Below are 19024 nucleotides of genomic sequence, written 5' to 3'. Positions count from 1 at the left end.
TAAGCGCTGGAGAAAAAGAAAAATGGGTTTGTTGAGCCTTGCCATCTGGGTGCCGATTGCATTCGGCGTCGCGCTGCTGGCGTTTGGCCGTGACGAGCACGCCAGAGGCGTACGCTGGGTCGCGCTCGTCGGTGCCATCGTGAGCTTCCTGGTCACGGTGCCGCTGTTCACGCGATTCCAGAACGGTACCGCCGCCATGCAGTTCGTCGAGAAGACGAGCTGGATCTCGCGCTTCAACGTCAACTACCACCTCGGAATCGACGGCATGTCGCTCTGGCTGGTGCTGCTGACGTCGTTCATCACGGTGATCGTCGTGATCTCGGCCTGGGAAGTGATCACCGAACGCGTGAACCAGTACATGGGCGCGTTCCTGATCCTGTCGGGTTTCATGATCGGCGTGTTCTCCGCGCTCGACGGCATCCTGTTCTACGTGTTCTTCGAAGCCACGCTGATCCCGATGTACCTGATCATCGGTATCTGGGGCGGCCCGAACAAGATCTACGCGGCGTTCAAGTTCTTCCTGTACACCTTGCTCGGCTCGCTGCTGATGCTGGTGGCGCTGATCTTCCTGTACAACAAGTCGGGCGGCAGCTTCGACATCCTGGCCTGGCACAAGCTGCCGCTGGGGTCGACCGCGCAGACCTTCCTGTTCTTCGCCTTTTTTGCGGCCTTCGCGGTGAAGGTGCCGATGTGGCCGGTGCACACCTGGCTGCCCGACGTGCACGTGGAAGCGCCCACCGGCGGCTCCGCCGTGCTGGCGGCCATCATGCTGAAGCTGGGTGCCTACGGTTTCCTGCGCTTCTCGATGCCGATCGCGCCCGACGCTTCGCACGAATGGGCCTGGCTCATGATCGCGCTGTCGCTGATCGCCGTGATCTACGTGGGCCTGGTCGCGCTGGTGCAGCAGGACATGAAGAAGCTGGTGGCTTACTCGTCGGTCGCCCACATGGGCTTCGTGACGCTGGGCTTCTTCATCTTCAACGAGCTCGGCGTGTCCGGCGGCATCGTGCAGATGATTGCCCACGGCTTCGTGTCGGGCGCCATGTTCCTGGGCATCGGCGTGCTGTACGACCGCGTGCACTCGCGCCAGATCGCCGACTACGGCGGCGTGGTAAACACCATGCCCAAGTTCGCCGCGTTCGCGCTGCTGTTCGCCATGGCCAATTGCGGCCTGCCGGGCACCGCCGGTTTCGTGGGCGAGTGGATGGTGATCCTGGGCGCCGTGAAGGCCAACTTCTGGGTCGGCCTGGGCGCTGCCACCGCGCTGATCTTCGGCGCGGCCTACACCCTGTGGATGTACAAGCGCGTGTACCTGGGCCCGGTCGGCAACGACCACGTCAAGGAACTCAAGGACATCAACGCCCGCGAATTCCTGATGCTGGCGCTGCTGGCCATCGCCGTGCTGTGGATGGGCCTGTATCCGAAGCCCTTCACCGATGCCATGGACGCCTCGGTGACCGAGCTCCTGCGCCATGTGGCAGTGTCGAAGCTGCCCTCCTGATGCCACGCTGAAGAAGAGAACGAGATGATTGACAAACTCAGCTGGGTCACGATCTACCCGGAAATCGTGCTGCTGGTCATGACCTGCATCATTGCGCTGGTCGACCTGTCCACCACGAGCCCGCGCCGCACGCGCACCTACGTGCTCACGCTGCTCACGCTCGCCGTGGTGGCCGTGCTTTCGGGCCTGCAGGCCCTCGATGCCAAGACGATCTACGGTTTCGGCGGCATGGTGGTCAGCGACCCGATGGGCAACTGGCTCAAGTGCTTCGCCACCGTCGCCTTGATGGTCACGCTGGTCTACGGCCGTCCCTATGCGGCCGACCGCGAGATGCTGCGCGGCGGCGAGATGTTCACCATCAGCATGTTCGCGCTGCTGGGCATGTTCGTGATGATCTCGGGCAGCAACTTCCTGCTGATCTACCTGGGCCTGGAACTGCTCACGCTGTCGAGCTACGCGCTGGTGGCGCTGCGCCGCGACAACGCGGTGGCCAGCGAAGCCGCCATGAAGTACTTCGTGCTCGGCGCCATGGCCAGCGGCTTCCTGCTGTACGGCCTGTCGATGATGTACGGCGCGACCGGTTCGCTGGACGTCAACGAAGTGTTCAAGACCATCGCCAGCGGCAAGGTGAACCACCAGGTGCTGGTGTTCGGCCTGGTGTTCATCGTGGCCGGCCTGGCATTCAAGGTGGGCGCTGCGCCGTTCCACATGTGGGTGCCCGACGTCTACCAGGGCGCACCGACCGCGGTCACGCTGCTGATCGGCGCCGCGCCTGAACTGGCTGCCTTCGCCATCATCATCCGCCTGCTGGTCGACGCGCTGCAGCCGCTGGCCATCGACTGGCAGCAGATGCTGGCCGTGATGGCCATCGCCTCGCTGCTGGTGGGCAACCTGGCCGCCATTGCGCAGAGCAACCTGAAGCGGATGCTGGCGTACTCGACCATTTCGCAGATGGGCTTCATGCTCTTGGGCCTGGTGGCGGGTTCGGACCAGCAGGGCACCTACAACGCCCAGTACGCCTACAGCGCCTCGATGTTCTACATCGTGACCTACGTGCTGACGACGCTCGCGAGCTTCGGCATCATCCTGCTGCTGGCGCGCGAAGGCTTCGAAAGCGAAGAGATCACCGACCTCGCAGGCCTGAACCAGCGCAGCCCGCTGTACGCCGGCGTGATGGCTATCGCGATGTTCTCGCTGGCCGGCCTGCCGCCGCTGGTGGGCTTCTACGCCAAGCTGGCGGTGCTGCAGGCACTGATCGCCTCGGGCCAGGCCATCTACATCGCTCTGGCCGTGTTCGCGGTGATCATGTCGCTGATCGGCGCCTTCTACTACCTGCGCGTGGTCAAGGTCATGTACTTCGACGCGCCCGTCACGGCCACCACCGTGTCGGCACCGCGCGACGTGCGCACCGTGCTCACGATCAACGGCGCGCTGATCCTGATCCTGGGCATCCTGCCCGGCGGCCTGATGACCCTTTGCTACGACGCGATCGTGGCGACCCTGGCCCACTGACGCGGCCCCGGCCCGTTCCGTTCCGTCATTCACGGTGTCGCAAACCGCGTCGGTCTGGGTCGTGCTGCTGGTGGCCCTGGTGGCCGCCAACCTGCCTTTCTTCAACGACCGCCTGTTCGGCGTCGTGCCGCTGGCGACAAAGCCCAAGTCGCTCGCGGTGCGGCTCGCCGAGCTGGTGGTCTTGTACTTTCTGTCGGGCGCGGTCGGGCTGCTGTTCGAGCGCAGGGCAGGGCAGATCGCTTCGCAGGGCTGGGAGTTCTATGCGGTGACCGGCACGCTGTTCATCGTGCTGGCCTTTCCCGGGTTCACCTGGCGCTACCTGATGAAACACAGGCACTGACGACATGACTTCCTCGACCACCGATTCCCATCTGCGCGAAGAGCTGATCAGCAGCGAAGAGCTCGTCAAGGGCAACTTCCTGAAAGCCAAGCGCGACACCATTCGCCTGCCCGACGGCCATACCGCCACGCGCGAGTACGTGGTGCATCCCGGTGCCGTGGTGGTCATTCCGCTGCTGGACGACGGCCGCGTGGTGCTGGAGCGCCAGTTCCGCTACCCGATCGGCCACGTGATGACCGAGTTCCCGGCGGGCAAGCTCGATGCGGGCGAAGACCCTTTCGTGTGCGGCCGGCGTGAGCTGCTCGAGGAAACGGGCTACACCGCGCGCGAATGGGCGCATGCGGGTGCGATGCACCTGGCGGTGGCGTACTCCACCGAAATCATCCACATCTACTTTGCACGCGGCCTCTCGCTGGGCGAGCGCCAGCTCGACCACGGCGAGTTTCTCGACGTGTTCACGGCCACGCCCGAAGAGCTGGCCGGCTGGTGCCGCGACGGCACCGTGACCGACGCCAAGACGCTGACCTGCACGCTGTGGCTGCAGAACGTCCTTTCGGGCGCATGGGCTCTGGACTGGCAGCCCGTGCCGGCAGAAGGCAGCGCGGGATAATCCGCGCATGAAGGTTCTCGATCTCCGCTGCGCGCACGGCCATGGCTTCGAAGGCTGGTTCGCGTCCAACGAGGCCTTCGACACCCAGTTGGCCGGCGGGCTGGTCGAATGCCCGGTCTGCGGCGACACCGCCATCGTCAAGCTGCTGAGCGCACCGCGCATCAACCTGGGCAATGCCAAGGCGCCGAAGGAATCGGCTGCGTCCGGTTCGTCTTCTTCGTCCTCACCGTCTTCTTCCAAGGTTCCCGCCGAACTCTCGCCCGAAGCCCGCTGGATGCGCGCGGTGCGCGAGGTGCTGGCGAAGACCGAGGACGTCGGCGAGCGCTTTGCCGACGAGGCCCGCAAGATGCACTACGGCGAAGCCCAGGAGCGCGGCATCCGCGGCCAGGCCACGCCCGAGCAGACGGAAGCGCTGCTCGACGAAGGCATTGCGGTGATGGCGCTGCCGATTCCGGCGGCGCTCAAGGAAACCCTGCAGTAAGCGTCGCGATCGGCCAGCGGCCAGCGGCCATCGGCTTGCACGGCGCAGCCGCTCAGGCTGCGAACTGCAGCGCCGCCAGGCGCGCGTAGACCCCGCCTTGCGCGACCAGCGTCGCGTGCGTTCCCTGTTCGACGATGCCGCCGTGGTCCAGCACCACGATGCGGTCGGCCTTCTGCACGGTCGCCAGGCGGTGGGCGATCACGACCGTCGTGCGGTTTTCCATCGCCGATTCCAATGCCGCCTGCACCATGCGCTCGCTTTCCGCGTCAAGTGCGCTCGTGGCTTCGTCGAGCAGCAGCAGCGGCGGGTTCTTGAGGATCGCGCGCGCGATCGCGATGCGCTGGCGCTGCCCGCCCGACAGGCGCGTGCCGCGCTCGCCCAGGAAGGTGTCGTAGCCCTCGGGCAGCGCCTGCAGGAAGTCGTGCGCGAAGGCGGCGCGCGCGGCGGCGTGCACTTCGTCGGCCGTGGCCTCCGGGCGGCCGTAGCGGATGTTCTCGAACGCGCTGGCCGAGAAGATCACCGCGTCCTGCGGCACCAAGCCGATGCGGGTGCGCAGGTCGGGCAGGGCGAGCGAGGCGAGCGGCGTCCCGTCGAGCGTGAGGCGGCCCGATTGCGGGTCGTAGTAGCGCAGCAGGAGCTGGAACACCGTGCTCTTGCCCGCGCCGCTCGAGCCCACCAGCGCCACCGTCTCGCCGGGCGCGACGGCCAGGCTGAAATCGCGCAGCGCCGGCGTGCCGGGCCGCGACGGGTAGTGGAAGGTCACCGCGTCGAACTGGATGGCGCTGCCCGCCACGGGGACGGGCGTGACAGCCGGTCTTGCCGGCGACACGATGGCCGCGGGCGCGTGCAGCAGCTCCATCAGGCGCTCGGTTGCGCCGGCGGCGCGCAGCAGGTCGCCGTAGACCTCGCCGAGCACGGCGGTCGCGCTCGCCAGGATCGCCACGTAGACCACGGTCTGGCCCAGGTGACCGGCCGTGATGTCGCCGCGCAGCACCGCCTGCGTGCCCTGGTACAGGCCCCAGAGCAGCGCCGCTGAGGTCGCGATGATGATGAACGCCACCAGCACCGAGCGCGCCTTGGTGCGCCGCACGGCGGTGCGGAAGGCGTTCTCGGTCGAGCCGTTGAAGCGCGTCGCCTCGCGGCCTTCGGCCGTGTAGCTCTGCACCACCGGAATGGCGTTCAGCACTTCGGCGGCGATGGCGCTCGAATCGGCCACGCGGTCCTGGCTGGCGCGCGACAGCTTGCGCACGCGGCGGCCGAACCACATGCTCGGCAGCACCACCAGCACCAGGATGCCCAGCACCTGCACCATCACGTAAGGGTTGGTCCACACCAGCACCGCCAGCGCGCCCACGCCCATCACCGCGTTGCGCAGGCCCATGCTCAGGGACGAGCCGACGACGGTCTGCACGAGCGTGGTGTCGGCCGTGAGGCGCGACAGCACCTCGCCGGTCTGGGTCGTCTCGAAGAACGCGGGGCTCTGCGTCAGAACGTGGCCGTAGACCGCATTGCGGATGTCGGCCGTCACGCGCTCGCCCAGCCAGCTCACCGTATAGAAGCGCGCCGCTGAGAAAAGGCCCAGCGCCACCGCCACCGCGAAGAGGGCGCCGAAGTGCTCGCGCAGCGCCATGGTCTGCGCGCCCTTGTCGGGGTTGATCAAGCCTCCGTCAATCAGGCTGCGCAAGGCGATAGGGAAAGCCAGCGTAGTGATCGCCGCCATCACCAGAAAGACGGCCGCCAGGACGATCTGGACCCGGTAGGGGCGGAGAAAAGGGCTCAGGCCCGACAGCGACCGGGGCGAGCCCTTGGCCATGGAAGACGGAGGGTTAGAAGCCATCCGGCGATTCTAACGATCCCTTGCCCCTACAAAGGCAGCCTTGACAATAACTGCCGCGGCAACTAATATTTGACCCATGAGCGATGCAAATTCCACCAAAGCCACGTCTGCGCTAGCCGACGCCGAGCGTCGCGCGCCTGCCGCCTTCTACCGGCCGGAAACCTACCAGGCCGAGGAGAGCATCGGCTACCTGATGCGCCGCATCGTGACGGCCGTGGGCCAGTCCATCGAAAGCCGCATCTGCGAGCCTGGCAGCCCGACCTATCCGCAGTGGGTGCCCCTCTACAAATTGCACGTTGGCGCCGCCACCACGGTGGCCGAACTGGCCCGCGCCTGCGAGCTCGACACCGGCGCCATGACGCGCCTGCTCGACCGCCTCGAGGCCAAGGGCCTGTGCCGCCGGGTGCGCTCGCTCGAAGACCGCCGCGTGGTCAACATCGAGCTCACCGACGAAGGCCGCTCCGCCGCCAAGGAAGTGCCGTACGTGCTGAGCCGCGTGCAGAACGAACATCTTGCAGGTTTTTCCAACGAGGAATGGGAGCAGCTCAAGGGCTACTTGCGCCGCATCCTCGACAACGCCCAGGCCATTGCGGTCCGTGGAGATAAAAATGACTGATTCCTTCGCCGTGCGCACGCTGCGTCGCACACCCGTCGTGGCCGCCGCGCTGCTGGTGATCGCGCTGGCCGGCTGTGCCGACATGGCCGGCATCGGCTCGCAGGCCTCGCTGCGCGACGCCTCGTCGCTGGGCATCGCGCCCGACAGCGCCGCCGCACCCGCCGCCACGCTCGACAGCCAATGGTGGACCGCGTTCGGCGACACCCAACTCGACACGCTGATCGGCCAGGCCGTGGCCGGCAACCCGAACCTGCAGGTCGCGCAGGCCCGCCTCGCGCGCGCGCAGGCCTCGGCCGAAATCGCGGGCGCCGCGCTGCTGCCGCAGGTCAAGGGCGACCTGAACCTGAACCGCCAGAAGTTCAACAGCAACTACATCTACCCGGCGCCGCTGGGCGGCTCCACGCAGAACATCGGCCTGCTGCAGCTCAGCGCGAGCTGGGAGCTCGATTTCTTCGGCAAGAACCGCAGCGCGCTCGACACCGTCATCGGCACGGCCAACGCCGCGGCCGCCGATGCCGACGCGGCCCGCGTGCTGCTGGCCAGCAACGTGACACGCAGCTACTTCCAGTGGGCGCGCCTGAACGACCAGCTCACCGTGGCGCAGCGCACGCTGGCCCAGCGCGACGAAACCCTCAAGCTGGTACGCGACCGCGTCTCCGCCGGCCTGGACACCCGCCTCGAACTGCGCCAGAGCGAAGGCGGCCTGCCCGAGGCACGCCAGCAGATCGAAGCGCTGAACGAACAGATCGCGCTGCAGCAGCACGCGCTCGACGCGCTCGTGGGCCAGCCCAACGTGTCGCAGTCGCTCAAGCCGCCGCTGCTAGGCAACGTGAAGCCGATGGCGCTGCAGGCCAACATTCCGGCCGACCTGCTGGGCCGCCGCGCCGACATCGCCGCCGCGCGCTGGCGCGTCGAGGCCGCCACCAGCGACGTGAAGAACGCCAAGACGCTGTTCTATCCCAACGTGAACCTCACGGCCTTCGCCGGCTTCCAGAGCCTGGGCTTCGGCAAGCTGCTGAAGTCGGGCAGCGAGCAGTGGGGCGTGGGCCCGGCCGTCACGCTGCCGATCTTCGAAGGCGGCAAGCTGCGCGCCAACCTGCGCGGCAAGTCGGCCGACCTCGACGTGGCCATCGAAAGCTACAACGCCACCGTGATCGACGCCGTGCGCGACGCGGCCGACCAGCTCTCCAGCGCGCAATCCATCGCCCGCCAGCAGGCCGAGCAGCGCGCCGCGCAGACCGCGGCCGAGGGCGCCTACGACATCGCCGTGCAGCGCTACCGCGCGGGCCTGGGCAACTACCTCAACGTGCTGACCGCGGAAACCTCCGTGCTGGCGCAACGCCGACTGGCGGTCGACCTCGCCGCGCGCGCGCTCGACACGCAGGTGGGCCTGGCGCGTGCACTGGGCGGCGGCTGGCAGCCTCCGGCCAGCAACACGGCCTCGGCATCGGCGTCGGGCGCTGCCCCGGGCGCAGTGAACTGAACCGGCTTGAACTGACCATTTCGTCTTCGGAAAGAACTTCATCATGAGCGACAACAACACTCCGACGCCCGCTGCAGCCACAGCTTCCGCAGCCCCCGAGGCGCCCGCCGGCAACGGCAAGCGCCGCCGCGCACTCACCGCGCTTGCCGCGGTGGTCATCGTCGCCGGCGGCGGCTGGGGCGTCTACGAATGGCTGGTCGCCAGCCACTACGAGGACACCGACAACGCCTACGTGCAAGGCAACGTGATCCAGATCACGCCGCAGATCGGCGGCACCGTGATGGCCATCAACGCCGACGACACCGACTTCGTGAAGGCCGGCCAGCCGCTGGTGCAGCTCGACCCGGCCGACGCCAAGGTGTCGCTGGAGCAGTCGGAGGCCGCGCTCGCGCAGGCCGTGCGCCAGGTGCGCACCCTGTACGCCAACAACGGCTCGCTGGCCGCGCAGGTCACGCTGCGCCAGTCGGACATCGTGAAGGCGCAGAGCGACATCGCCAAGGCGCAGGACGACCTGCAGCGCCGCCGTGCGCTGTCGGGCAACGGCGCCGTGTCGAAGGAAGAACTCAACCATGCCGAGACGCAGCTCGACACCGCCAAGAGCCAGCTCGCCGCCGCGCAGGCCGGCGTGGTCGCCGCCAAGGAAGCGCTGGCCAGCAACCAGTCGCTGACCGACGGCACCAGCGTGGCGCAGCACCCGAGCGTGCTGGCCGCCGCCGCCAAGGTGCGCGAGGCCTACCTGGCCACGCAGCGCGTCGCCATGCCCGCGCCGGTCGACGGCTATGTTGCCAAGCGCACCGTGCAGCTCGGCCAGCGCGTCGCGGCCGGCACGCCGATGATGTCGATCGTGCCGCTCAACCAGCTGTGGGTCGACGCCAACTTCAAGGAAGTGCAGCTGCGCAACATCCGCATCGACCAGCCCGTGAAGCTCACCGCCGACGTGTACGGCAAGAAGGTCGAGTACAGCGGCAAGGTCGCGGGCCTGGGCGTGGGCACCGGCAGCGCCTTTGCGCTGCTGCCCGCGCAGAACGCCACCGGCAACTGGATCAAGGTGGTGCAGCGCGTGCCCGTGCGCATTGCGCTCGACCCCGAGCAGCTCAAGGCCAACCCGCTGCGCATCGGCCTGTCGATGGACGCCGAGATCGACATCTCGTCCAAGAGCGGCAAGATGCTGGCCGACGCGCCGCGCGCCGCCGCCTTGACGCAGACCGCCGTGTACAGCCAGCTCGACCGCGGCGCCGACGCCGAAGTGGACCGCATCGTCGCGGCCAACCTCGGGCGCAGCGCACCGGCCACGGCCAACGCGCCGTCGAAGGCCCCGGCCCCGGCCGGCGGCGCCTCGGTTGCCGTGCAGGGCCAGCCGGGCTGATCGCCGGCGCACCCTTTCACTGAACAGTTCGCGCGAGCTCAATGGCCACCGCCGCTCCTGCTTACGTCGCGCATCCCCCGCTCGAGGGCGCAGCCCGCGTCTGGGGCACGATTGCGCTGTCTGCGGCAACGTTCATGAACGTGCTCGATTCGTCGATCGCGAACGTGTCGCTGCCCGCCATCTCGGGTGACCTGGGCGTGAGCACCACGCAAGGCACCTGGGTCATCACCAGCTTCGCGGTGGCCAACGCCATCGCGGTGCCGCTCACGGGTTTCATGACCCAGCGCTTCGGACAGGTGCGCCTGTTCATGGCCAGCGTGATCCTGTTCATGATCAGCTCGCTGCTGTGCGGCCTGGCGCCGAACATGACCACGCTGATCGCGTTTCGCGCGCTGCAGGGCTTCGTCGCGGGGCCGATGATCCCGCTGTCGCAGACGCTGCTGCTGTCGAGCTATCCGCGCGCCAAGGCGGGCCTGGCCATGGCGATGTGGTCGATGACCACGCTGGTCGCGCCGGTGATGGGGCCGCTGCTCGGCGGCTGGATCACCGACAACATCTCGTGGCCGTGGATCTTCTACATCAACATCCCCGTGGGCATCGTGGCCGCGGCCATCACCTGGACGCTGTACCGCAAGCGCGAGAGCAACACGCACAAGGTGCCCATCGACGCCATCGGCCTGGCGCTGCTGGTGCTGTGGGTCGGCTCGATGCAGCTCATGCTCGACAAGGGCAAGGAGCTCGACTGGTTCCACTCGCCGCAGATCGTCCTGATGGCGGTGGTGGCGGTGGTCGGCTTCGCGTTCTTCCTGGTCTGGGAGCTGACCGACAAGCACCCGGTGGTCGACCTGTCGCTGTTCAAGCGCCGCAACTTCTGGTCGGGCGCCGTGGCAACGGCCGTGGCCTACGGCCTGTTCTTCGGCAACGTGGTGCTGCTGCCGCTGTGGCTGCAGCAGTGGATGGGCTACACCGCCACGCAGGCGGGGATGATCATGGCGCCCGTGGGGCTGCTGGCGATCTTCTTCTCGCCGGTGGTGGGGCTCACGGTGTCCAAGATCGATCCGCGCCGCTATGCGACCTTCTCGTTCCTGGTGTTCGCGCTGGTGCTGTGGATGCGCTCGAACTTCAACACGCAGGCCGACTTCGTGACGATCATCATCCCGACGATCATCCAGGGCGTGGCAATGGCGTTCTTCTTCATTCCGCTGGTGACCATCACGCTGTCGGGCCTCACGCCCGACCGCATTCCGGCCGCCTCGGGGTTGTCGAACTTCCTGCGGATCACCGCGGGCGCCATGGGCACGTCGATCACCACCACGCTGTGGGAGAACCGCGCGGCGCTGCACCACTCGCAGCTGGCCGAGAGCGTGACCCAGGGCAACAGCGCGGCCACCAGCGCGATCTCGGGCCTCACGGGCAGCGGCTTCAGCACCGAGCAGGTGATGGGGCAGATCAACCGCATCGTCGACCAGCAGGCCTTCATGCTGGCCACGAACGACATCTTCTATGCGTCGGCGATCCTGTTCCTGCTGCTGATTCCGCTGGTGTGGTTCGCCAGGCCGCAGAAGGGCGGCGCCGGCGGCGATGCCGCGGCGGGCGCGCACTGAGCGGCCAAAGCCGAGCGATCGACCCACGAACCCCCGGGCTTCTTCATGAAGACCCGGGGGTTTTCACATTCGGAGCGTCACGATTCCAGCGCGCGCAGCACGTCGTGGCACGCGCCCATCGTGTGGTAGTCGGTCTTGCCGGCTGGGCTCTTCTCGTCGCTGAGCTTTTCGTTCGTCGGCGAGAGGATGCGGTACCACGCGCCGTGCCGGTGGTCGACGAAGTGCGCCCAGCTGTAGGTCCAGATGCTGTCGTACCAGTCCCAGTAGCTGGCCTCGCCGGTGCGCACCGCGAGCAGCGCGGCCGCCGCGAAGCTCTCGGCCTGCACCCAGAAGTACTTGTCGCCGTCGCACACGCCGCCGTCGGGCGCAAAGCCGTACACCAGCCCGCCGTTGTCGGCGTCCCAGCCGCGGAACATGGCGGTGTCGAAGAAATGGCGCGCGCGCGGCAAGGCCCAGTCGGCCGTGCGGTCGGCGGTTGCCAGCTGGCGCTCCAGTTGCAGCAGCAGCTTGGCCCACTCGGTCAGGTGGCCGGTCTGGAATCCCCAGGGCCGGAAGATGTTGGTCTTGTCGCCGCGGTTGTAGGCCCAGTCGACCGACCAGTCTTCGCCGTAGTGCTCCCACACCAGCCCGTCGGCCTGCGTGGCCAGCTTGCCGGTGACCGACTGGGCCAGCGCCAGCGCGCGGTCGAGGTAGCGCACTTCCTGCGTGGCCTCGAAGGCCGCCAGCATCGCCTCGCAGGCGTGCATGTTGGCGTTCTGCCCGCGGTAGGGGCCGACCTGCCAGCCGGCCGCAGCCTCGTCGGCGTACAGCTGGTGCAGCGGCTCCCAGAAATGCTGCTCCATCAACTGCCAGGTGTGCGTGAGGCCCGCATAGGCCTCCTCGACGCCGGCCATCAGCGCATGCGCGTGCGCCAGCAGCACGAAGGCCAGGCCGTAGCAATGGCGGGTGCCGTCCTGCACGGTGGCGCGCTGCTGGTGCCAGTCGATCTGCCAGGCGTAGCCCCCTTCGGGCTGCGCGTGGGCGCGGTGAAGAAAGGCCAGCCCGTGCCGCACGGCCGCCAGGTGTTCCGGGTTGCCGAAGCGGCGGTGCGCCATGGCGTGGTTGAACACGAAGCGCGTGCTGCTCACCAGGTGGCGCGTGCGCCGGTCGTACACCGTGCCGTCGTCCTTGAAGAAATGAAAGAAGCCGCCCGAGGCGTCGATGCAGCGCGGCTCGTAGAACGCGAGCGTGTGCAGGATATGGTCGGTCAGGAAATCGGTCGAGCGAAAGTTCGGCATGGCAAGCAGGGTGGGGCGTGGGTCGCCAGGCCAGTGTAGGCAGGCACCCCACCCGCGCGGGCTTGTGGTTTCCCCGAGGGAACACGGCGTCGGCCGCGCAACAAGCGGCGCGCAACAGGCAGGCCGCGCGCGGCAGGCGGTCTAGCGGCCGCCCGTGCTTTGACGCACCACCAGCTCCACCGGCAACGTGTTGAGCCGCGGCATCGAGGTTCCATGCAACAGCAGCTCGACACCCATGCGCCCCAGCGCCTGCCGGTCGACGCGCAGCGTCGTCAACGAAGGTTGGGTGGCTGCAGCCATCCGGATGTCGTCGAAACCCACCACGGCGACGTCGCGCGGCACCTGCAGTCCGGCCGCGTGGCAGGCGCCGATGGCCGCGAGCGCCGCCGCGTCGTTGCATGCGAACACGGCATCGGGCGGCTCGCGCAGCCGCAGCAGTTGCTGCATAGCCTGCGCCGCACCCACGTCGTGCGGCAGGCCCGGCGTGGCCGTCGCTTCGAGTTCGGGGTCGGCCAGCATGCCGGCTTCGAACAGCGCGCGCCGGTAGCCGTGCGCGCGCTCGCGGATGCTGGTGTGCGCCAGCGGCCCTGCGATGTATGCAATGCGGCGCCGGCCGATGTCCAGCAGGTGCCGCGTCGCGAGGAAGCCGCCGGTCTCGTTGTCGGGGTTCACCGCGGGCAGGTCGCGCAGCGAGAAGTCGACCAGTGCCACCGGCAGCTCCAGCGCCGTCACCAGGTCGAGCACCTCGGTCTCGAAGAAGCCCGCGGCCAGGATCATGTCGGGCTCGTGCAGCCGCAACTGTTCGCGGATCGGGTCGGTCGGCCCGCAGCTCAGCAGCGTGGGCACGAGGCCCGCTTCGCGGCACGCGGCCTCCACGCCCTGCAGCACGTCGGAGAAGAACGGGTTGCTCGCAAAGTGGCTGTGCTGGCGGTGCACCATGAACACCAGCCGGGCGGCCTTCGCGCTGCGCAGCCGCGCGGCGTCGTAGCCGATCTTCCGCGCCACCTGGCGCACGTGGCGCCGCGTGGCGTCCGACAGCCCGCGCTGGTTCTTCAGCGCGCGCGACACGGTGCTGATCGACACGCCGGCCGCATCGGCCACGTCGCGGATGGTCACGGGCGTGGAGGGCATCGGTCGTGCTGCGCGCGGGGGCGGGCGCCCGTCGAGAACAGGCCGTGTGCGGCGGCATTGTCGTTGCGACGACAGTCGCCCGAACGCGTGCTTCGGCGTGCGTCGGCGGGGCCGTGAAGGTTGCACTGCAGCATAGGCATTTGCCCCAGTATGCAATTGCAACTCGCCCACCAACAATCAGTCCGCGCCCGCTGGTGGCGTATCGAGATGGACCGCATGACTCACATTCTTCTTCAGAACCCGGGCGACTTCGCGAGATGAGCGACGTCATTCTCGAAACACGCCAGCTCACCAAGGAATTCAAAGGGTTCACCGCGGTCAGCAAGGTCAACCTGTCGGTGGTGCGCGGCTCGATCCACGCACTCATCGGTCCCAACGGCGCCGGCAAGACGACCTGCTTCAACCTGCTGACGAAGTTCCTCGAGCCGACCACCGGCACGATCCTCTTCAACGGCCAGGACATCACGCGCGAGCGCCCCGCGCAGATTGCGCGGCGCGGCATCATCCGCTCGTTCCAGATCTCGGCCGTGTTCCCGCACCTCACGCTGCTGGAGAACGTGCGCCTGGGCCTGCAGCGCCGGCTGGGCACCTCGTACCACTTCTGGAAGAGCGAGAAGTCGCTCAAGCCGCTGGACGCGCGTGCGCGCGAACTGTTGGCCGAAGTGGGGCTGGAAGACCTTGCCGACGAGCAGACCGTGAACCTGCCCTACGGGCGCAAGCGCGCACTCGAAATCGCCACCACGCTGGCCATGGAGCCCGAGCTGATGCTGCTGGACGAACCCACGCAGGGCATGGGCCATGAGGACGTGCACCGCGTGGCCGAGCTCATCAAGCGCGTGTCGGCCGGACGCACCATCCTGATGGTCGAACACAACATGAGCGTGGTCTCGACCATCGCCGACACCATCACCGTGCTGCAACGCGGCGCCGTGCTGGCCGAAGGCCCGTACGCCGAAGTCTCGCGCAACCCCCAGGTCATGGAGGCCTACATGGGCACCACCGACGGCCAACTGCAGGGGGCGCACTGACATGAGCCCCCACGCTTCTCACTTCGTGTATTCGCTGCCCCCCGAGGGGGCGCGGGCCTCCTTTGGGGCGGCCCGGCAGGAGGCCCGATGACCGCCGCATTGGAAATCAAGGGCCTGCAAGCCTGGTACGGCGAGTCGCACGTGCTGCACGGCGTCGACATGGTCGTGCAGCCCGGCGAGGTCGTCACGCTGCTGGGGCGCAACGGCGCGGGCCGCACCACCACGCTGCGCGCCATCATGGGCCTGACGGGCGCGCGCAAGGGCAGCATCGAGGTCAACGGCAAAGAGACCATCGGCATGCCGACGCACCGCATCGCGCACCTGGGCATCGGCTATTGCCCCGAAGAGCGCGGCATCTTCGCCAGCCTCTCGTGCGAGGAAAACCTGCTGCTGCCGCCCGAGCTCAAGGGCGCCGGGCCGGGCATGTCGGTCGACGAGATCTACGCCATGTTCCCCAACCTGGCCGAGCGCCGCCACAGCCAGGGCACGCGCCTGTCGGGCGGCGAGCAGCAGATGCTGGCCGTGGCGCGCATCCTGCGCACGGGCGCCAAGCTGCTGCTGCTCGACGAGATTTCCGAAGGCCTCGCGCCGGTCATCGTGCAGGCGCTGGCCCGCATGATCACCACGCTGCGCGCCAAGGGCTACACCATCGTGATGGTGGAGCAGAACTTCCGCTTCGCCGCGCCGCTGGCCGACCGCTTCTACGTGATGGAGCACGGCCGCATCGCGCTGAAGTTCGGCGCCGCCGAGCTCGAAGCCAAGATGCCCGTGCTCACCGAGCTGCTGGGCGTCTGAGACAAGCGCACGTCCACAAGACCCTCCCTCCCATCCCACAAAGATTCCTTCAGGAGACAACAGCATGAACAAGAAACTCGGCCTCATCGCCACCGCCGTCGGCATCCTCGCACTGGGCGCAGGCGCCGCGCAGGCACAGGAAAAAGTGAAGATCGGCTTCGTCACCGACCTGTCGAGCCTGTACGCCGACCTCGAAGGCAAGGGCGGCGCCACGGCCATCCAGATGGCCATCGACGACTTCGGCGGCAAGGCGCTGGGCCAGCCCATCGAGCTGCTCACCGCCGACCACCAGAACAAGGCCGACATCGCCGCCTCCAAGGCCCGCGAATGGATCGACACCGCCGGCGTGACGATGGTCTTCGGCGGCACCAATTCGGGCGTGGCGCTGGCCACCGCCAAGGTGGCCGAAGAGAAGAAGCGCGTGTACTTCAACAACGGCGCGGGCAGCTCGGTGCTCACCAACGAGCAGTGCAGCCCCTACACCATCCACTACGCGTACGACACCGTGGCGCTGGCCAAGGGCACGGGCGCCGCGGTGGTCGACCGCGGCGGCAAGAGCTGGTTCTTCCTGACCGCCGACTACGCCTTCGGCCATGCGCTCGAAGCCGACACCACCAAGGTGGTGAAGGAGAAGGGCGGCACCGTGGTGGGCGCGGTGCGCCATCCGCTGAACGCGTCGGACTTCTCCTCGTTCCTGCTGCAGGCGCAGAACTCGAAGGCGCAGATCCTGGGCCTGGCCAATGCCGGTGGCGACACCATCAACGCGATCAAGGCGGCCAGGGAATTCGGCATCAACAAGACGATGAAGACCGCCGGCCTGCTGGTGTTCCTGAGCGACATCCACAGCCTGGGCCTGAAGAACACCGAAGGCCTGCTGCACACCACCAGCTGGTACTGGGACCTGAACGACGAGTCGCGCAAGTTCGCCAACCGCTTCTTCGAGAAGACCAAGCGCATGCCCACCGACGTGCAGGCCGCCGACTACTCGGCCACCATGACCTACCTGAAGGCCGTGGCCGCCGCCAAGACCACCGACTCCGACAAGGTGATGGCGCAGCTCAAGAGCATGAAGATCGACGACTTCTACGGCAAGGGCCAGATCCGCGCCGACGGCAGCTTCATCCACGACATGTACCTGGTCGAGGTGAAGTCGCCCGCCGAGTCGAAGAAGCCCTGGGACTACCTGAAGGTGCTCAAGACGCTGCCGGGCGACCAGGTCTTCACGACCAAGGCCGAGACCAAGTGCGCCGCCTGGAAATGAACGGCTGAAGCCGCCGCAGACACAACCACCGAAGTCAACGAGGAGAACCATCCCATGAAACGCACGCTCACCGCCTCCGCCTGTCTCGTCGCGACCGGCCTCGCGGGCCTCATGGCCGCCGGCGCGGCGCAGGCCCAGGAGAAGGTCAAGATCGGTTTCATCACCGACATGTCGAGCCTCTACGCGGACGTGGAGGGCAAGAACGGCGCCCTCGCGATCCAGATGGCCATCGACGACTTCGGCGGCAAGGTCAACGGCATGCCCATCGAGCTGCTGCAGGCCGACCACCAGAACAAGGCCGACATCGCCGCCTCCAAGGCGCGCGAGTGGATCGACACGCAAGGCCTGACCATGCTGTTCGGCGGCACCAGCTCGGGCACCGGCCTGGCCATGGCCAAGGTGGCGCAGGAGAAGAAGCGCGTGTTCGTCGTGAACGGCGCCGGCAGCTCGGCGCTCACCAACGAGCAGTGCAGCCCCTACACCGTGCACTACGCCTACGACACCGTGGCGCTGGCCAAGGGCACGGGCAGCGCGGTCATCGCACGCGGCGACAAGAGCTGGTACTTCCTGACGGCCGACTACGCCTTCGGCCAGGCCCTGGAAGCCGATGCCTCCAAGGTCGTGAAGGAGAAGGGCGGCACCGTGGTGGGCAGCGTGAAGCATCCGCTGAACACCTCCGACTTCTCGTCGTTCCTGCTGCAGGCGCAGAACTCCAAGGCCCAGGTGCTGGCGCTCGCGAATGCGGGCGGCGACACGCAGAATGCGATCAAGGCAGCGAAGGAATTCGGCATCTCCAAGACCATGAAGATGGTCGGCCTGCTGGTGTTCGTGACCGACGTGCACAGCCTGGGCCTGAAGAACACCGAAGGCCTGCTGCTGACCACCAGCTGGGACTGGAACCTCGACGACAAGACGCGCGCCTTCGGCAAGCGCTTCTTCGAGAAGACCAAGCGCATGCCCACCGACATCCAGGCCGCCGACTACTCGGCCACCATGACCTACCTGAAGGCCGTGCAGGCCGCCAAGAGCACCGACGCCGACACGGTGATGGCTCAGATCAAGAAGACGCCGATCGACGACTTCTACGCCAAGGGCTATGTGCGCGAGGACGGCCGCTTCGTGCACGACATGTACCTGATGCAGGTCAAGTCGCCGGCCGAGTCCAAGCAGCCGTGGGACTACTACAAGGTGGTCCAGAAGCTCAAGGGCGAAGACGTCTACACGACGAAGGCCGAGAGCCGGTGCGCCCTCTGGAAGTGACCCTCCGCGGGCGCCATCGCGGCGCCCGGGTTCGTTGAAACGCCCATGAACATTTCCCTTTCCGGCCTGTTGAGCCAGCTCCTCCTGGGGCTGGTCAACGGCTCCTTCTACGCCATCCTGAGCCTCGGGCTGGCGGTGATCTTCGGCCTGCTCAACGTCATCAACTTCGCGCACGGCGCGCTGTTCATGATGGGCGCCATCCTGACCTGGATGGCCATGGAGTACCTCGGCATCAACTACTGGGTGATGCTGATCGCGGCGCCCATCGTCATCGGCATCTTCGGCATCCTGATCGAGCGCCTGCTGCTGCGCTGGATCTACAAGCTCGACCACCTCTACGGCCTGCTGCTCACGCTGGGCCTCACGCTGCTGATCGAAGGCGTGTTCCGCTCGGTCTACGGCGTCTCGGGCCTGGCCTACGACGCGCCCGACGCGCTGTCGAGCGCCACCGACCTCGGCTTCATGGTGCTGCCCAACTACCGCGCCTGGGTCGTCGTGGCTTCGCTGGCGGTGTGCTTCGCCACCTGGTACGTGATCGAGAAGACCCGCCTGGGCGCCTACCTGCGCGCTGGCACCGAGAACCCGCGCCTGGTGGAGGCCTTCGGCGTCAACGTGCCGCTGATGATCACGCTGACCTACGCCTTCGGTTGCGCGCTCGCGGCCTTCGCCGGCGTGCTGGCCGCGCCCGTCATCCAGGTGTCGCCGCTGATGGGGCAGAACCTCATCATCGTGGTGTTCGCCGTGGTCGTCATCGGCGGCATGGGCTCGATCATGGGCGCCATCCTCACCGGGCTGGGCCTGGGCGTGATCGAAGGTTTCACCAAGGTCTTCTACCCGGAGGCATCGTCAACGGTTGTGTTCGTGATCATGGTCATCGTGCTGCTCATCCGCCCCGCCGGCCTGTTCGGCAAAGAGAAATAAG

At 67.4% G+C, this 19024-nt stretch carries 17 protein-coding genes; 14 read left to right on the top strand and 3 right to left on the bottom strand.

Going from position 1 to position 19024, the window contains the following annotated elements:
• Nucleotides 1–22: 22 nt before the first annotated feature.
• From BM004_RS07245 to BM004_RS07225, 5 genes are read left to right on the top strand one after another with little or no spacing between them, the layout of a single operon-like run.
• Nucleotides 23–1501, top strand: coding sequence for an NADH-quinone oxidoreductase subunit M (locus tag BM004_RS07245; RefSeq protein ID WP_093128588.1), 1479 nt, complete (start codon nt 23–25; stop codon nt 1499–1501).
• 24 nt (nt 1502–1525) lie between these two features.
• Nucleotides 1526–3013, top strand: coding sequence for an NADH-quinone oxidoreductase subunit NuoN (gene nuoN, locus BM004_RS07240; RefSeq protein ID WP_093212221.1), 1488 nt, complete (start codon nt 1526–1528; stop codon nt 3011–3013).
• Nucleotides 3014–3047: 34 nt separating this feature from the next.
• Nucleotides 3048–3353, top strand: coding sequence for a DUF2818 family protein (locus BM004_RS07235; RefSeq protein ID WP_093212219.1), 306 nt, complete (start codon nt 3048–3050; stop codon nt 3351–3353).
• A gap of 4 nt (nt 3354–3357) precedes the next feature.
• Nucleotides 3358–3963: an NUDIX domain-containing protein gene (locus BM004_RS07230; protein WP_093128592.1), complete on the top strand. Its 606-nt coding sequence runs from the start codon at nt 3358–3360 to the stop codon at nt 3961–3963.
• 7 nt (nt 3964–3970) lie between these two features.
• A complete protein-coding gene (locus tag BM004_RS07225; RefSeq protein ID WP_093212217.1) occupies nt 3971–4444 on the top strand; it encodes a DUF1178 family protein in 474 nt (157 codons plus the stop codon).
• Nucleotides 4445–4496: 52 nt separating this feature from the next.
• On the opposite strand, the gene BM004_RS07220 is transcribed toward BM004_RS07225, so the two are convergent.
• Nucleotides 4497–6281 (bottom strand): ABC transporter transmembrane domain-containing protein, encoded by a 1785-nt coding sequence (locus BM004_RS07220; protein ID WP_093128594.1) that lies wholly within the window; start codon nt 6279–6281, stop codon nt 4497–4499.
• Between the two features lie 76 nt (nt 6282–6357).
• On the opposite strand from BM004_RS07220, the gene BM004_RS07215 reads away from it, so the two are divergent.
• The 4 genes from BM004_RS07215 to BM004_RS07200 are packed head-to-tail and all read left to right on the top strand — an operon-like array spanning nt 6358 to nt 11350.
• Nucleotides 6358–6897: a MarR family winged helix-turn-helix transcriptional regulator gene (locus BM004_RS07215; RefSeq protein ID WP_093212215.1), complete on the top strand. Its 540-nt coding sequence runs from the start codon at nt 6358–6360 to the stop codon at nt 6895–6897.
• Nucleotides 6890–8380, top strand: a complete 1491-nt coding sequence (locus BM004_RS07210; RefSeq protein ID WP_093212213.1) for an efflux transporter outer membrane subunit — start codon at nt 6890–6892, stop codon at nt 8378–8380. Before BM004_RS07215 ends, BM004_RS07210 begins: the two co-directional genes overlap by 8 nt.
• A 43-nt stretch (nt 8381–8423) precedes the next feature.
• Complete coding sequence (locus BM004_RS07205; RefSeq protein ID WP_093128598.1) at nt 8424–9746, top strand: HlyD/EmrA/EmrK family protein; 1323 nt, start codon at nt 8424–8426, stop codon at nt 9744–9746.
• 41 nt (nt 9747–9787) lie between these two features.
• Nucleotides 9788–11350, top strand: a complete 1563-nt coding sequence (locus tag BM004_RS07200) for a DHA2 family efflux MFS transporter permease subunit (protein ID WP_093128600.1) — start codon at nt 9788–9790, stop codon at nt 11348–11350.
• 77 nt (nt 11351–11427) lie between these two features.
• On the opposite strand, the gene BM004_RS07195 is transcribed toward BM004_RS07200, so the two are convergent.
• Both BM004_RS07195 and BM004_RS07190 read right to left on the bottom strand, forming a co-directional pair.
• Nucleotides 11428–12627 carry an AGE family epimerase/isomerase gene (locus BM004_RS07195; RefSeq protein WP_093212211.1) on the bottom strand — a complete coding sequence of 400 codons (1200 nt, stop codon included), beginning with the start codon at nt 12625–12627 and terminating at the stop codon, nt 11428–11430.
• A gap of 141 nt (nt 12628–12768) precedes the next feature.
• On the bottom strand, nt 12769–13758 hold the full coding sequence (locus BM004_RS07190) for a LacI family DNA-binding transcriptional regulator (protein WP_093212209.1): 990 nt from the start codon (nt 13756–13758) through the stop codon (nt 12769–12771).
• A gap of 257 nt (nt 13759–14015) precedes the next feature.
• Here BM004_RS07190 and BM004_RS07185 point away from each other — a divergent pair, with 257 nt between their 5' ends.
• The 5 genes from BM004_RS07185 to BM004_RS07165 all read left to right on the top strand — a co-directional run bounded on the left by BM004_RS07185 (nt 14016) and on the right by BM004_RS07165 (nt 19023).
• Nucleotides 14016–14786 (top strand): ABC transporter ATP-binding protein, encoded by a 771-nt coding sequence (locus BM004_RS07185; RefSeq protein ID WP_093128604.1) that lies wholly within the window; start codon nt 14016–14018, stop codon nt 14784–14786.
• 87 nt (nt 14787–14873) lie between these two features.
• Nucleotides 14874–15581: an ABC transporter ATP-binding protein gene (locus tag BM004_RS07180; protein ID WP_093128605.1), complete on the top strand. Its 708-nt coding sequence runs from the start codon at nt 14874–14876 to the stop codon at nt 15579–15581.
• A 64-nt stretch (nt 15582–15645) separates the two neighbouring features.
• On the top strand, nt 15646–16842 hold the full coding sequence (locus BM004_RS07175) for an ABC transporter substrate-binding protein (RefSeq protein WP_093128607.1): 1197 nt from the start codon (nt 15646–15648) through the stop codon (nt 16840–16842).
• Nucleotides 16843–16896: 54 nt separating this feature from the next.
• The gene (locus BM004_RS07170) at nt 16897–18102 is read left to right on the top strand and encodes an ABC transporter substrate-binding protein (RefSeq protein WP_093128609.1); all 1206 of its coding nucleotides are present in this window, start codon (nt 16897–16899) and stop codon (nt 18100–18102) included.
• A 45-nt stretch (nt 18103–18147) separates the two neighbouring features.
• Nucleotides 18148–19023 carry a branched-chain amino acid ABC transporter permease gene (locus BM004_RS07165; RefSeq protein WP_093128610.1) on the top strand — a complete coding sequence of 292 codons (876 nt, stop codon included), beginning with the start codon at nt 18148–18150 and terminating at the stop codon, nt 19021–19023.
• Nucleotide 19024: the final 1 nt, after the last annotated feature.

Source organism: Variovorax sp. OK212 (assembly GCF_900112425.1).
GTDB lineage: Bacteria > Pseudomonadota > Gammaproteobacteria > Burkholderiales > Burkholderiaceae_C > Variovorax.
This window is presented reverse-complemented; position numbering and strand designations above follow the sequence as displayed.